This window comes from Ahrensia sp. 13_GOM-1096m, from assembly GCF_000620605.1.
Classification (GTDB): Bacteria; Pseudomonadota; Alphaproteobacteria; order Rhizobiales; family Rhizobiaceae; genus Ahrensia; species Ahrensia kielensis.
On sequence record NZ_JIAX01000010.1, the window covers coordinates 76977 to 92889 of the forward strand.

General features: G+C 47.8%; 11 protein-coding genes and 1 tRNA gene. 1 reads left to right on the forward strand and 11 read right to left on the reverse strand.

Annotated elements, in window-relative coordinates; translation table 11 throughout:
• Positions 1-48: 48 nt before the first annotated feature.
• From galE to N530_RS0106630, 9 genes are all read right to left on the reverse strand, one after another.
• Positions 49-1065: a UDP-glucose 4-epimerase GalE gene (gene galE, locus N530_RS0106585; RefSeq protein ID WP_026480053.1), complete on the reverse strand. Its 1017-nt coding sequence runs from the start codon at positions 1063-1065 to the stop codon at positions 49-51.
• Entirely contained in the window at positions 1058-2977 is a 1920-nt protein-coding gene (cysN, locus tag N530_RS0106590; RefSeq protein ID WP_026480054.1) for a sulfate adenylyltransferase subunit CysN, read from the reverse strand. The genes galE and cysN overlap by 8 nt, the downstream gene beginning before the upstream one ends.
• The gene (cysD, locus tag N530_RS0106595; protein ID WP_026480055.1) at positions 2977-3879 is read right to left on the reverse strand and encodes a sulfate adenylyltransferase subunit CysD; all 903 of its coding nucleotides are present in this window, start codon (positions 3877-3879) and stop codon (positions 2977-2979) included. The genes cysN and cysD overlap by 1 nt, the downstream gene beginning before the upstream one ends.
• Positions 3880-3917: 38 nt before the next feature.
• The gene (cysQ, locus tag N530_RS0106600) at positions 3918-4691 is read right to left on the reverse strand and encodes a 3'(2'),5'-bisphosphate nucleotidase CysQ (protein ID WP_026480056.1); all 774 of its coding nucleotides are present in this window, start codon (positions 4689-4691) and stop codon (positions 3918-3920) included.
• A 197-nt stretch (positions 4692-4888) separates the two neighbouring features.
• Positions 4889-4963: transfer RNA gene (locus N530_RS0106605), tRNA-Gln, on the reverse strand.
• A gap of 491 nt (positions 4964-5454) precedes the next feature.
• A complete protein-coding gene (locus N530_RS18560) occupies positions 5455-6579 on the reverse strand; it encodes a DUF2793 domain-containing protein (RefSeq protein ID WP_051540798.1) in 1125 nt (374 codons plus the stop codon).
• A 213-nt stretch (positions 6580-6792) separates the two neighbouring features.
• Positions 6793-9093, reverse strand: coding sequence for a xanthine dehydrogenase molybdopterin binding subunit (gene xdhB, locus N530_RS0106620; protein WP_081773907.1), 2301 nt, complete (start codon positions 9091-9093; stop codon positions 6793-6795).
• Entirely contained in the window at positions 9090-10499 is a 1410-nt protein-coding gene (gene xdhA / locus N530_RS0106625) for a xanthine dehydrogenase small subunit (RefSeq protein WP_026480058.1), read from the reverse strand. Before xdhA ends, xdhB begins: the two co-directional genes overlap by 4 nt.
• 192 nt (positions 10500-10691) lie before the next feature.
• Entirely contained in the window at positions 10692-11270 is a 579-nt protein-coding gene (locus tag N530_RS0106630) for a biotin transporter BioY (RefSeq protein ID WP_026480059.1), read from the reverse strand.
• A 120-nt stretch (positions 11271-11390) separates the two neighbouring features.
• Between N530_RS0106630 and N530_RS0106635 the strand changes: the two genes are divergently transcribed.
• Positions 11391-12314, forward strand: coding sequence for an MBL fold metallo-hydrolase (locus N530_RS0106635; protein ID WP_211097864.1), 924 nt, complete (start codon positions 11391-11393; stop codon positions 12312-12314).
• On the opposite strand, the gene N530_RS0106640 is transcribed toward N530_RS0106635, so the two are convergent.
• Together N530_RS0106640 and ppdK are read right to left on the reverse strand one after the other, a co-directional pair.
• The gene (locus N530_RS0106640) at positions 12311-13072 is read right to left on the reverse strand and encodes a DUF1499 domain-containing protein (RefSeq protein ID WP_026480061.1); all 762 of its coding nucleotides are present in this window, start codon (positions 13070-13072) and stop codon (positions 12311-12313) included. The two genes, N530_RS0106635 and N530_RS0106640, sit on opposite strands and share 4 nt — an antisense overlap.
• Positions 13073-13207: 135 nt before the next feature.
• Positions 13208-15862, reverse strand: coding sequence for a pyruvate, phosphate dikinase (ppdK, locus tag N530_RS0106645; RefSeq protein WP_026480062.1), 2655 nt, complete (start codon positions 15860-15862; stop codon positions 13208-13210).
• Between the last annotated feature and the right edge of the window lie 51 nt (positions 15863-15913).

The following is a 15913-nucleotide window of genomic DNA, read 5'->3' on the forward strand; positions in this document are numbered from 1 at the left end:
AGGAAAAAGCAATAACGAGCTTCAAATTATTGATATTATAGACGGAGTTTAAGGCTTGTAACCGTTGGGATTTTGCGATTGCCAGCGCCACGTATCAACGCACATATCTTCAAGCGTTTTGGTTGCTTTCCAGCCTATCAGCGCTTCTGCTTTTGACGCATCGGCATAACATGAGGCAATATCACCTGGGCGCCGCGCTGTAATTTCATAAGGCACCTTTTGTCCGCTTGCACTTTCAAACGCACGCACCATTTCAAGTACGCTGATACCGTTTCCAGTGCCCAGATTAACCGCCGTACATTGTGGCTTTGCCATAAGCTCAAGAGCCGCAACATGGCCTTTGGCCAGATCAACGACATGAATATAGTCGCGTACACCAGTGCCGTCGGGCGTATCATAATCATTGCCAAAGACAGATAATTTTTCACGCCGTCCAACAGCCGTTTGGCTAATGAACGGCATCAAATTATTGGGAATATCAGATGGATCTTCGCCTATCAGCCCAGACAAATGCGCGCCGACAGGATTAAAATATCGAAGAATACAAATAGACCATTCAGGGTCGGATGCATAAAGCGCACGCAGCATTTCCTCGACCATCAGCTTTGTTTGTCCGTAAACACTGGCCGTAGAAAGAGGATGATCTTCTGGTATCGGTAATTGCTGTGGATCACCATAAACGGTTGCAGAAGAAGAGAAAATCAACTTTTTAACGTTGGCGTTTCGCATCGCCGAAAGCAAACGTTCGCTTCCGCCGACATTTACCTCATAATATTTGAGCGGCTCTGCCATGCTTTCGCCAACGGCTTTATACCCTGCAAAGTGTATGACCGATTCGCATTGATATTCTTTAAGCGTGCGCTCAATCAGATCGGGATCGCGTATATCACCCTCAACAAAGATTGGTGCCTGCTGAAAAAGTTGGCTTAACCGTTCCAGCACCCCAGAAGAGGAATTGGAAAAATTATCCAATATAACAGGAGTGTAGCCAGCTTCCTTAAGCTCCACATAGGTGTGAGAACCAATATAGCCGGCGCCACCTGTTACAAGGATATTTTTACTCATTATCGAGTTCTGCAATGATACCACGTTTGGCCAAATCTGCGATGATAGCATCGGCAGATTGTTCAGCTGTCAAACTTGTCGTGTTAACGGTCATATCCGCATTTTCCGGTACTTCATAAGCAGAATCAATCCCTGTGAAGTTCTTAATCTCTCCGGCACGCGCCTTCTTGTAAAGCCCTTTTACATCGCGCTCTTCAGCCACGTTCAATGGCGTATCAACATAAACTTCAATGAACTCGCCCTCTTTGACCATCGCACGCGCCATACGCCGCTCTGCTTCAAACGGTGAAATAAATGATACCAATGTAATCAATCCAGCATCGACCATGAGCGATGATACTTCAGCCACACGGCGCACATTTTCAACACGGTCAGTATCCGTAAAGCCCAGATCCTTGTTCAAGCCGTGACGCACATTATCGCCGTCTAGCAACATGGTGTGATAACCAGCCGATGTAAGTTTTTTCTCAAGAACATTGGCAATCGTGGATTTACCAGAACCAGAAAGACCCGTGAACCAAAGAACACAAGGCTTTTGACCTTTAAGGCCAGCACGCGCTTCTTTGTTTACCTCTGTTGCCTGCCAATGGACATTGGCTGAACGGCGAAGTGCAAAGTTGAGCATGCCCATGCCGACTGTCGCATTGGACATTTTGTCGATCAGGATAAAACCACCTGTTTCGCGGTTCGCAGAATAAGGATCAAACGCAATATTCCGGTCGAGCGAAATATTACAAATACCGATCTCATTGAGCATCAAATTACGTGTGGCTTCATGCGCCATTGTATTGACGTCAATCTTGTATTTTGGTGTCGCAAGTGTTGCCTGCGCGTTCGACGTTCCGCACTTCATAATGTAAGTACGGCCCGGGAACATTTTCTCGTCCGACATCCAGATGATCTTGGCTTCGAACTGGCTGCCAATCTCGGCTGGCTGGTCCGCTTTACAGATCAAATCGCCACGTGAAATGTCGATCTCATCATTCAGCGTCAGTGTGATGGATTGACCCGCAACAGCCTCATCAAGTTCGCCATTCATTGTGACAATTGACTTAACCGTGCTTTCCTTTGCAGAAGGCAGAACTTTAATCTTATCGCCGGGCTTGATTGTACCGCCAGCAATTTGTCCGGCAAAACCACGGAAGTCCAAATTAGGACGGTTCACCCATTGGACTGGCAACCTAAATGGCAAAGCCTGATCGACTTCATCAATCGCTACATCTTCAAGGTGCTGCATGAGTGTTGGCCCCGAATACCAACATAAATTCTCGCCGCGCTCAACAACATTGTCTCCTGCAAGGGCAGACAATGGAATAGTCATAATATTGAAGTCAGCATTTAGTGTTTCGGCAAATGCGCGATACGCAACATCAATATTGTTGAATGTCTGCTGGTCGTAATCCACCAAATCCATCTTGTTAACAGCAAGCACAACATTACGAATACCAACACTGGACGCAATAAACGAATGGCGACGTGTTTGGGTCAATATGCCCTTACGCGCATCGATAAGAATAATGGCCAGATCAGCGGTTGAAGCGCCTGTTGCCATATTGCGGGTATATTGCTCGTGGCCCGGTGTATCAGCGACAATAAACTTGCGCTTTTCCGTTGAGAAAAAGCGGTAAGCAACATCAATCGTGATGCCCTGCTCACGCTCAGAAGCCAATCCATCTACAAGCAGGGCAAAATCTATTTCATCGCCCTGTGTGCCGGACTTCTTTGAATCAGCTTCCAATGAGGCAAGTTGGTCTTCAAAAATCATTTTCGATTCATAAAGCAATCGGCCAATAAGGGTCGACTTGCCGTCATCCACACTGCCGCAAGTAATAAAGCGCAGAAGCGATTTCTCCTCATGGCTTTTAAGATAAGCGTGAATATCGGATGCAATGAGGTCTGATTGATGGGCCATTAGAAGTAGCCCTCCTGCTTTTTCTTCTCCATCGACGCAGACTGATCGTGGTCGATCGCACGTCCCTGTCGCTCGGAGGTGGTTGTTAATAGCATCTCTTGGATGATTTCAGGCAATGTCGCCGCTTCACTTTCAACGGCGCCCGTTAGTGGGTAACAGCCTAGCGTTCTAAAGCGCACCATTTTTTCTTCAGGCACTTCGCCCTCTTTTAATGGCATTCTATCGTCGTCGACCATGATGAGCATGCCATCGCGCTCCACAACAGGACGTTTCGCTGAATAATAAAGAGGAACGATGTCGATATTCTCAAGATGGATATATTGCCAGATATCCAGCTCGGTCCAGTTCGATAGAGGAAATACGCGGATCGATTCCCCTTGCGCTTTGCGCGCATTGTACAGCTTCCAAAGTTCAGGACGCTGACTTTTAGGATCCCATCGGTGGTCTGCTGTACGGAACGAAAAGATGCGTTCTTTCGCACGGGACTTTTCTTCGTCGCGCCGCGCACCGCCAAAAGCAGCATCAAACTTATAATGATCCAAAGCCTGCTTGAGCGCCTGCGTTTTCATAACATCGGTATGCACTGCCGAGCCGTGCGAGAACGGGCCAACGCCCTGCTCTAACCCATCTGGGTTCGTGTGCGTTAAAAGCTCCATACCTGTCTTTTGAGCGATTTTATCGCGGAACTTATACATTTCCTGAAACTTCCATGTCGTATCAACATGCAGCAGCGGAAATGGCGGGCGTGATGGATAAAAGGCTTTTAGCGCCAAATGCAACATCACCGCCGAATCCTTGCCGATGGAATACATCATGACTGGATTTTCAACCTCAGCCACGACCTCGCGCATAATGTGTATGCTTTCAGCTTCCAGTCGCTGAAGATGCGTTAATGTTTTCATATCGGCCTACTGTTTTAATTTAAATGAGTATCAAGGTGCTAAGACAGGCACCGTTTAAAAGCATGTGGGCTACATGCTATGAAATTGGGATTCCGAAAGTCAGGCTTGCCATATTTAAAGGGCGAGCCGTCAATATTGACCACCTGACCACCAGCGCCAGATAAGACCGCATGTCCAGCGGCAGTGTCCCATTCCATCGTGGGTCCAAAGCGTGGATAAATGTCGGCTTCTCCTGCGGCCAAAACGCAAAACTTCAATGATGAGCCTGCGCTAACACATTCTGAAATCTTGTTTTTATCGAGGAAATCTTGTGTTTCAGGTGTATTATGAGACCGGCTGGCAACTGCAATCAGCGCAGAATCATCTGTGCAATCACGCACCCGCAAATCTTTTCGTTGATCATTTTCATCAAGCTCATAACAAGAACCATCTGTATCAGCGATAAACAACCGACCAAGTGCTGGCGCATAGACAATGCCCGCTGTCGGCACACCGTTTTCGATCAAGCCAATATTGATCGTGAACTCACCGGTCTTCTTGATAAATTCTTTCGTGCCATCAATTGGATCAACCAGAAAAAAGCGGCCACTTCCAATATCCAAATTATGGGTATCGGCCTGCTCTTCGGTCACCATTGGACAGGCAGGGAATTGATCAGCAATCCCTTTTGTTAAGATAGCATCGACCGCCAAATCAGCCTCAGTGACAGGTGAATGGTCAGCTTTATAAGCGACATCTATGTTCAGATCATAGATTTCCATCGCTTTTCGGCCAGCATCTCTTACCGTCGCTATTAAGTTTTTTAGGCGCATAATGCAGTGTCTCGCATCTTTATAAATCCCAGTATCACATGCAATTAACATCGACACTTCAAGTCAATGAAGAGCCGCCGGATATCGCAATTGTTTTACTAGGTCTACAGCGCCAGAAAAATGAAAACACATTTTCTAAAGTCTCTTGCGAGACCATATGTTTTTTCTACTAAGGAGCAATGGGGAAGAAATAAATTTGGCTGGGGTGGAAGGATTCGAACCTTCGGTACACGCTACCAAAAAGCGTTGCCTTACCGCTTGGCTACACCCCAACTGGAGTTGTGACTATCCAAACCAGCAAGCGATATCAAGTACATTTTTCACTATTTTCACATACAACCCCATACAATTTAATCTTGAACCGCTGCTTGCAAGGAACTTAACAGCTTTCAAGATGCCACAGTGGAGGAAATTTTTCTAAATTTGGTGCAATTTCAAACCTGCAAAGCGTCAATGAGGGTCTTGAATTATCACAGCCTTTATTCACCGCACATATGGCATTACGGACATTGAACGCCTTCAAGTCGAACTTTACAACGGATCGCCCTTATGTTGGCGATTCTGTCGTTTTCCTTTGCTGTATTGCGAATACTGGCTGGCAAAAAGATAACCGCAATTCAACATGGTAAAAGTACGGCTCCCACCTTTCGATGGCTAAACGACATTCACCCCAAAGCCTGCTCCCATATTTGAGGATAAGGTTTTGGGCTATTTTACGTTCTACTCTTGTCAAAAACCATTAAAAGCAGGCAGCTAAATCAGTCTAGTTTCTAAACTCAATCGCAGACCAAGAAAATCCAAAACACTGCAAAGACATTCCAGCGGCATTGCAACGCCCAAGGAATAATGGCTTCCATTCATTTCCATCCTTCATAGCAGGCGTTAATATAAAACTTGCCGGAGAAGCCAGATAAAAAGCATTGGTTGATGTTGGGGCACTGCCTTGCGTATCAAGCGCGCCTATTAAATGGTCCCTGAATGTTTCTGTAATAGCGCCACCTTTCTCATATCCAGGTTTAATCAATGCCAACGCATCATCGCCGCCAGCTGTTGCGCGAATTACCCCAGAAAGAACCATGGTTATAAGTAGCGATGTGTCACTTCTCGTTGCTGTGATTGAAGCGTTATCTGTCACCCTTGCCAGTGACGTTGTCGTGTTCGTGTAACCGGTGAGTTCAAGTCCTGCATTAACGTTTAAATCTAACCCAGCTTTGCTGCCACGACTTAAAACCCCTTCAGGAAAATCAACCTCCCCCGACGTTTTATTGATTTGCAAAGCCGTCAGCCAATTGCTGCCGTCTTCGGATGTCTTTATCGAAAAATCATCAGAGCCGATCAAACCAAATTCTGCACGTCCGCCCCATGCCGTTTGGAAAAGCACACTTGCAGTCGCGCTGCCAGCAACTTTGTTTATACTCATACGGTGGTCAGAACCATTATGGGTAAAAAGTGATGCGTTACCACGTACACTCAAAGCATTATTGGGATCTGGTCCCGTATTAACACCCAGATTATTTATCTGCGCGTTTTCAACTGATGTGAGCAATTTATCTGCGTAAAGCCCCCATAGGCCGTCTGCATAAATCAAAGATGTTGCTGTTTCTGTATCCCATACGAGCCAGCCTTCTTTGGGCGGGAAAAAAAGCCACGCCCCATCGGCATATGCAGCCAGCTTTTGCTCGTGCCCCTGCCAAGCGTCTGCCGCATTATCAGCAACAATGTAGCGTGCGCCTTCATCGGGCGCGATTGGCGGTGTGCTTAACGAGGCAGAAACGACGGCCAATTGAACCAAACTATCAAGCATTCTGATAGCTTCGTTGTGCGTAACATGTTTTTGTGCCTGAGAAGGCATAATATACGGTAATTTGATATTCGGCGATGTTTCCATAATAATCCATTTCAACAAATGGCTTATTATGGAATGTCATCCCACTGGGTGAATAAGTGCGGTGGCTTTATCTGCACATTCGTTTGTTATCAGCGCCTTACAAAAATGACGGCCGTAATTAATCCAACTTTTACTGCGTATTTTGAACAAAGTTCTGATTGCACCAATTGCCCCAAAAGCATGTAAAATACGTGTTGAGCGCAACGCTTAATGCTAATTTAAGCCCAAGAGAATGTTCTCTGGCGTTGCAGGTGTTTTGAGATCGAAACTACCTTCCTTATTTGAACCGATAGCATCTTTAATCGCCAGATATACCGAAATTGCCAGCATTAGCGGTGGCTCGCCAACAGCTTTTGAGCGGAAAACAGTTTCCTCAATATTGGAAGCATTGTTGAGCAGAGAGACATTAAATTCCGGCGGCACATCACGCGACCCTGGAATTTTATATGTTGAAGGCCCTATCGTGCGCAATTTCCCTTTTTTATCCCACCAAAGCTCTTCGCACGTTAGCCAGCCCATCCCCTGAACAAACGCTCCTTCAATTTGCCCAAGATCAATCGCTGGATTAAGTGAGGCACCACAATCTTGCAAAATGTCTGCGCGCAAGCAGCGGCTTTCGCCTGTAATTGTATCAATCGCTACTTCAGCGACTGCTGCACCATAGGTGAAGTAAAAGAACGGCCTGCCTTTTAGTTTTTGAGCATCCCAATGAATTTTTGGTGTCGCATAATGCCCCGCCTCTGACAGCGAGACACGTTGCGCCCAACTCAATCTTGCAAGTTCAGCAAATGTTAGCGACTGCCCCTCAGCATGAACTTCATTATCTTTGAAGAGAATATTGTCTTCATTCGCTTTAAAATGTTCGGCAGCGACTTTCAGCATGCGCGACTTAATCGCAGAAGCGGCGTTGAAAGCAGCCATACCATTGAGGTCTGAACCTGTAGATGCGGCGGTCGCGCTTGTGTTCGGCACTTTACCCGTTTGGGTTTCTGTAATTTTTACGCGGTCCACGTCTATCTGAAAGACTTCAGCGACAACCTGCGCAACTTTCATAAACAGGCCTTGCCCCATTTCAGTGCCGCCATGATTGAGATGAACAGAACCGTCCTGATATACATGGACCAAAGCGCCCGCCTGATTGAGCGATGGCAAGTTGAAAGAAATGCCAAATTTGACCGGCATCATGGCTAAACCCTTGCGGATAATTGGATTTTTTGCGTTATGCGCCTCGATTTCAGCGCGGCGCCGATCCCATTCAGCAGAGGCCAACAACGTTTCTGTAACGGGCACAAGCTGATTTTGCTCAACCTGCTGATCGTAGGGCGTTAACTCGCCATTATCAGGCGCGTAATAATTAATTGCTCTTACATCATTCGGGTTGAGGCCAAGTTCCCGTGCGATTTGATCAATAATCGTTTCCGAGGTGATAACCCCCTGCGGGCCACCAAAGCCACGGAACGCTGTATTTGAAACAGTGTTGGTCTTGCAGGCATGACCGACAATACGGGCATTTGGCACGAAATAAGCATTATCAGTATGAGTGATGGCGCGGGTTATTACCGGCCCTGTCAAGTCAGCGGAGTAACCTGCGCGCGCCAAATACTCGACATCCATGCCAAGAATTTTGCCCTCTGCAGTGACCCCCACACGCCATTTGGAAACCATATCATGACGCTTGCCGGTGGCCGTCATATCAACCGCGCGTTTAAGGCGCAATTTCGCAGGCTTGCCTGTTTTAAGCGATATCAATGCCGCGGCAGAGGCAATAATTGTTGCCTGACTTTCCTTGCCGCCAAAACCGCCACCCATGCGCCTGACTTTAACATCAACCGAATTTGCTAACGTCCCAAGCACGTGAGCTACATGGTGCTGCACTTCTGTTGGGTGCTGCGTTGACGAATAGACCAACATGTCATTGTCTTCGCCCGGTATCGTATAGGCGATTTGCGTTTCGAGATAAAAATGGTCCTGACCACCAATCTCTAACCTTCCTTCAAAAACATGCGCTGCATCTTTAAGCGCAGCTTCAACATCGCCTTGAATAAGCTCCTGCGCCGGCAACACATATTCTTTGCGTTGATGCGCGATCTCTACATCTAAAACAGGTTCGAGCTCTTCATAATCAATCACCACCGCATGAGCAGCTTTTATTGCAAGTTCAATGCTATCAGCGGCAATCACCCCAATCGGTTGACCAAGATGCTCAACTTTTTCATCTGTAAAAAGCGGCTCTCCAGACATGATCGGCGCAATATCATTATGGCCGGGAATATCTTTTGCTGTGAGAAACAAATGCACACCCTGCATTGCAAGGGCTTCTGTCGCATCGATGGATTTTATAATGCCATGGGCAATTGTTGATACAACCAAAGCAGCGTGAAGCGTACCTGGCAGTTCTGCCATATCATCAATATAAATTGCCTGACCTGCGACATGTTTTTTCGCGCTATCATGGGCAATGCCCTTGCCGACAACTGAGCGTTCCATTGATGTTGTTTGCATGTGCTTATTCATAGTGCCATCACCTCTACCGCTTCGCCGTTCAGATCGTGCATGAAGCGCTTAATCAGGCCTGATGCCACTTTCTCTCGGTAATTTGCGCTGCCGCGCCAATCGGACAAAGGTGTTAAATCCTCACCCAATAGCTTGCCTGCTTTTTCAACATTATCAGCTGTCATCGCTTTGCCTCTCAAGGCATCTTCAGCATGTTTCGCGCGTTTAGGGATTGCTGCCATACCGCCAAATGCCAAGCGAACATCCTCAACTGTATCGCCAGACATTTTCACCCAGAAAGCACCGCATACCGTTGAGATATCCTGATCGTAGCGTTTAGAAACCTTATAAACGCGGAAATGCTCATCTGACTTTGGCTTAGGAATGTGGATTGAAACAATGACCCCGTTCTGCGGTAATTCAGTCTTACGGTAATCAAGAAAGAAGTCTTCGAGCGGCATTGTGGTTTGAGTGCCATCCACGGCCGCAAATGTTATCTGCGCCCCAAGCGCAATCAATGCAGGCGGTCCATCACCAATCGGGCTCGCGGTGCCAATATTACCGCCCATCGTTCCCATGGAGCGAATCTGAGTGGAGCCGAACCTGCGGATCAGCGTGCCAAAACTCGGCAATGCCTGCCCCACATTCTCCAATATTTCTTGCCAAGTGACCGCAGCACCAAATGTCCAGCCAGCAGCATCTTCCTTTGTGCTACGCAGCTCTTTGACATTGTTTGTTACAATGATGGATGACCAGTCTTTCTCATAAGCGGCGCGTGCTACACCAAGGTCTGTACCGCCAGCCAGCAATGTCGCATTTGGCAATTCGCGGCGCGCTTCAAGCAATTCAGCAAGCGATGTCGGCCGTTTCGCAATAGAACCATCGAAACTGATTTCTTCATTTGAAACCGTGTTTTGCATTTCTGCAGCCGCTAAAAGATGGATTTTTCCTGCGGCCTTTTGTGCAGCTTCAACAATTGGGCGATAGCCTGTGCAGCGGCAAAGGTTTCCAGCCAAAGCATCATGGATCTGCTCTTCACTCGGTGCGGAATTTTTTGCAAGCAGTCCAGTTAGGGCAACAGCAATTCCAGGTGTACAAAATCCACATTGTGACGCACCATTTTCAGCCATCGCCTCTTGCAGAAGATTAAGCACGCCTTCATGCGCCAGCCCTTCAACCGTTGTAATTTCCGCACCATCAATTTGTGCGGCGGTCATTATGCAGGCGTTGGCAGCGTTGGCGATGCCTCCATTAATGCCCTTACGTTTAAGCAAAACAGTGCAAGCGCCACAATCACCCTCGGCACAGCCCTCTTTGGTTCCAGTTGTGTTTAACGGACCTCGAAGAAGATCAAGTACAGTCGTGTCTGGACGAACAGAAACACGTACAGGTTTACCATTAAGGGTAAAGGATATTGCTTGCGCCATAGGCACTCCTTGTCGTTCTGCTCAAGCGACGAATGGTCATCACGCTACAAGCTAGAATAGTGATATTATGTCCACCATGCTCTTAGACATCAAATTATTCAACGATAAGGTGCTAACAATCAATAGGCCAAACAGCGTTCAACAAAAAGCCGCGCCCAAAAGAGCGCGGCTTCTCAATAATTTTATTTAATATTACTTACGGCGAAAAATTGCTGCAACAGCAGGAATAAGCGCTGATGCCAATACAGCTTTTGTTAGTTCACCCAAAGCAAAGGGTGCAACACCAAAGGTCCAAGCTTTTTCAGCGCCAATCAGACCTGAAAGCCAAAGGTAGCCAAGCCCCATAAGAAGCACGGCTCCAAGCAGCGTTGCGCCAAACAATTTAAACGCGTTTGCGCCCCAACCGCGATCGACAGCAGAACCAATAACGGCAGCAGCAACAAGAAAACCTGCAAGAAAGCCACCTGTTGGTCCAGCCATATAAGCAAGCCCCGCACCGCCTGTGAATACTGGCAGGCCAGCAGCGCCTTGCGCTAGGTAAAGCGCAACAGTTGCAACAGCCAAATTACGGCCATATGCAGCGGCAATCATAAAGACTGCCAAGGTTTGAAGCGTTGCAGGAACGGGATAAAATGGCACTTTAATTTGGCCAGATATTGTAAGCAAAAGTGATCCGGCGATTGCCAACACGACCAAACCTGCAATGCGCGTTACACTTGCCTCGGGCAGCGCACGGTACACCAGCGCCTGCGCAGAAGTTGAAGTTGCCATTTTAATAATCCTGTTTACGTGAATCTGTTTTAAAACATTGCGCGTATCTTTAAGCGACAATATGCAAGTATATAACTTCCATTGCCATTCACAGCAAGCATAACAGTTAAGCGCAAATTTATGACTACAAATGATATGTTCAGCAAGAACTTTACACCGCAGCATGGAGAAGCTGTTTCGGTAGCTCCGAACGTTATGCGTGTTACTTGCGCCAATACCGGACCGTTTACTTTTCAAGGCACCAACTCCTATATTGTTGGCAGTGACACTCTTGCTGTTATTGATCCTGGTCCGGAAAATGATGCCCATTTACAAGCATTGCTTCAGGCAATTAACGGGCGAACCGTTAGCCATATCATCATTACCCATACACACATTGATCATTCTCCACTCGCTGCACGCTTGAAGAATCATACAGGTGCAAAAATTGTCGGAGCAGCGCCTCATTTTTCGGCACGAGAGCTTCACTTAGGTGAAGTGAATGCACTTGATGCCTCTGCAGATCGCGATTATGCGCCTGATGCCATACTTGCTGATGGTGAATTGGTAGAAGGTTCAGAGTGGGCGTTGCAGGCCATTTCAACACCTGGACATACAGCCAATCATTTATCTTTTGCTTTAAATGATACTGGCATTGTTTTTACAGGCGATCACATTATGGCATGGGCAACGTCAATTGTTGCCCCGCCCGATGGCTCTATGAACCAATATATGGATTCGCTCGATAAAATGCTCGCGCGTGATGATCGGTTATATTTTCCCGGACATGGTGGGCCCGTAACGAGCCCGAAAAGATTTGTGCGCGGGTTAAAAACACATAGAAAAATGCGTGAGGGTGCAATCCTAGAGCGTCTTTCTAAAGGCGATGAGACAATTCCCGAAATGGTGAGCCAGATTTATCGCAGCACCGATCCGCGGTTACATGGCGCAGCAGGACTGTCCGTATTTGCACAGTTAGAGGCCTTAATTGAAAGAGGGCTCGTCACTTGTGATGGCGATGCCTCACTCGAAAACCGCTTCAAACTCGCGAACGATAAAATTTAATCGCTGACTTGGCCAATGAGCGACAAGTCGATCTCGCGCAGAAATTCAGTGACAATTTGCGCGTTGGTTCCAAGGTCGTGAACAAGGCCGGGCATTTGCGACCGTATATCGAGGTAACTTGTGTCCCCCTCGTCTACAATCCGAACCACGGTTTCGATTGGAAAAGCCAGTAATGTTGTGTGGTGCATAAATTCGACGATAAGTTCATCGTCAGCACCAATGCGTCCTGAACGGTTAACGACACGCCAACCGAAGAGAGCTGCTTGTTTCAAAACGGTATCTAGCACCGTTTCTAGTGGCGCTTCATATTGTCTTCCAGTTATTGCAGGATAGCCATCGCGCAATTCACCAGCAACAATGATCGCGGCACGGTTTCCGAATTCGGCGATCTCGGCGCGGAACACGGGCGGATCAATTAAATCAGTAGATAGGTCCGCTTGAAGCGGTCTTGTGAACCAAAGGGTTGCCGAAAACACAAAAGGCGCAAGCACGATGGCGGCTAATATCAATGCCCATGTTGCGCGGCGTCCACCACGCTTCCCATGCGTCCAGAGGCTGCGAAATGCCACGACCACCAGAAAAAGCGTAAGGAGCCCCAAAAGTCCGACAACGGCCAGAAGAACAAGAAACGCTTGCGTATCCACGCTTGAGCCACGGTAGGCAAGAACCGACAATGCAGCCAAAACAGGCGTGAAAAGAGCAACACGCATCGCCCATTTTGCCGATTTTGATGGCAAGCGTCTCGGCAATGGCCGCATAATAAAATTCCAACTACCCAATTTTGTTTGCCGTTAAGGCAAAACATTGCATTGGATTTATCAATCAATTTGCCAAGGCGCAATAATCGTCGTCATCAAGCCAAGATTTTATCAATATGCCCCGCACTTAAAGGATTATTGCATCTTCTTAGAAATAGCTGCTTGCGCCGCCGCCAATCGTGCGATTGGCACCCTGTAAGGCGAACAGGATACATAATCGAGACCGAGATTGTCACAGAATGTAATTGAAGTCGGATCACCGCCATGCTCACCGGTAATTCCCAAAAGCAATTTTGGTTTTGCTTTGCGGCCACGCTCCGTAGCAATGCGCATGAGCTCGCCAACGCCCTCAACATCCAGATTGATGAACGGATCGAGTTGAATAACGCCTTTTCGAAGATAAGTTGACAGAAATGTCGACGCATCATCGCGCGAAATACCAAGCGTTGTTTGTGTTAAATCATTCGTACCAAAGGAAAAGAAATCAGCGCTTTGAGCGATTAATTCCGCACGAATAGCCGCACGAGGCAACTCAATGATACAGCCAACCAAATATTCGATTTTTTGATCGTGAGCAGCCATCACATCGTCGGCAACTTTATCAATGCGTGCTCGGATATATTCAAGCTCGGCATTGTACGCGACAAGCGGGACTACGATCTCTGGCACCACAAGTTCGCCGGACTTTCTGCCAGCCAAAATGGCAGCTTCAAAAATCGCACGGGTTTGCATTTCAGCAATTTCAGGGAAGCAAATTGCAAGCCGAACGCCGCGATTACCCAGCATAGGGTTGATCTCACGTAATTCTTCAACTCGGCGCATCATTTTTGCGCCATCAATCCCCAATGCTTTGGCCGATTTGAGAATGCTGTCTTCATCTTTCGGCAAAAATTCATGAAGCGGCGGATCGAAAAGACGAATAGCGACCGGTTGCCCCTGCATAATCTCAAACAGTTCAATAAAATCACTGCGCTGCATTGGCATTAGCCGATCCAAAACCGCACGGCGCTCTTCTTCGCTTTCAGCAACAATCATCTCGCGCATAATGTTTGAACGCTCACCCTCGGTGAACATATGTTCTGTGCGGCAAAGGCCAATGCCATCGGCCTGAAAATTACGTGCAACTTTCGCCTCGGTTGGCGTATCAGCATTTGTGCGTACTTTTAAGCGCCGTTCCGCATCGCTCCAAGCCATCAAGGTTGCAAAATCGCCCGACAGCTCGCTGTCGACCATTGGCAGCTTACCTTCCAGCACCTGCCCTTTATTACCATCCAGCGTCAGATAATCGCCGCCGCGCAGCATAACACCGCCAGCAACCAGCGCTTTGTTATGCTTGTCGATACGCATGCCGCCTGCGCCAGTAATGCAAGGCTTACCCATACCACGTGCGACAACGGCAGCGTGGCTAGTCATCCCGCCCCGCGATGTCAAAATACCAACGGCAGCTTCCATGCCATGAATGTCATCGGGACTTGTTTCTGGACGCACAAGAATAACACTTCGCCCTTCTGCTTTAGCTGCAACAGCATCGGCAGATGAAAAAACAATTTCACCGCAAGCAGCACCGGGGGAAGCAGGCAAGCCGGACGCAATAATTTTGCGCTGCGCTTTGGGGTCAATTGAAGGGTGCAGTAATTGATCCAGCGAAGACGCATCAACACGCATTAAAGCTGTTTGCCGTGTAATCACGTTATTATTGGCCATTTCAATTGCAATGCGGATAGCCGCTTTAGCGGTTCGCTTTCCGGCGCGGGTTTGCAAAAGCCACAGTCTTCCTGCTTCAACCGTAAACTCGATATCCTGCATATCACCAAAATGCTGCTCAAGATCATTGGCTAAGCTGATCAAGGTTTTATAGGATTCCGGCAGGCGCTCCTGCATGGATGCACCGGGCTTATCGCTAACAATACTAAGCGGGTCAGGTGTTCTAAAACCAGCCACAACATCTTCGCCCTGAGCATCGACGAGAAACTCACCAAAGAGGATATTTTCTCCCGTTGAAGGGTTACGTGTGAAGGCAACGCCCGTTGCCGAATTGGGGCCGGAGTTGCCAAAAACCATCGCCTGTACGGTTACGGCTGTGCCCCATTCAACAGGGATATTGTGCAAAGCGCGATAGGTAACTGCGCGCGGGTTATTCCAGCTTTTGAAAACAGCTTCGACTGTGCGCCACAATTGCTCTTTTGGATCTTGGGGAAATGTTTCGTCCAGATCATCTTGAATGGCATGTTTGTAAGCTTTTACAACTTTGCGCAAATCATCAACGCCAAGTTCATTGTCTCTTAGCGCGCCTGCACTTTCACGTGCTTCGTCAAGAATATCTTCAAACAATCCATGATCGCAGCCCATAACAACAGTTGCGTACATCTGAATAAAACGGCGGTAGGTGTCATAAGCAAAGCGTTCATCGCCGCTTTGCTCGCTTAATGCCTCAACAGTTTCATCATTAAGACCAAGGTTGAGGACGGTATCCATCATACCGGGCATGGAAACACGCGCACCGGAGCGAACCGACACGACCAGCGGATTGCTGGTTGCACCGAATTTTTTGCCGCTCATTATTTCGCAATGACGCAGCGCCGCATCGACTTGGTCACGTACGCGTTTTGAAATTTCACCGTCTTGAAGCGCGCGATTGCAAGCATCCGTCGTGATGGTAAATCCTGGCGGAACAGGCAGCCCAATACGGCTCATTTCAGCAAGATTTGCGCCTTTACCGCCAAGTAGCGCTACATCAGCAGCTGAACCCTCGGCCATACCGTCAGCAAATGTGTAGACCCATTTTCTCATTTAGCACAATTCTTCGTTCGGGTTACAGCTTCAACGGCATCCACAGCACTA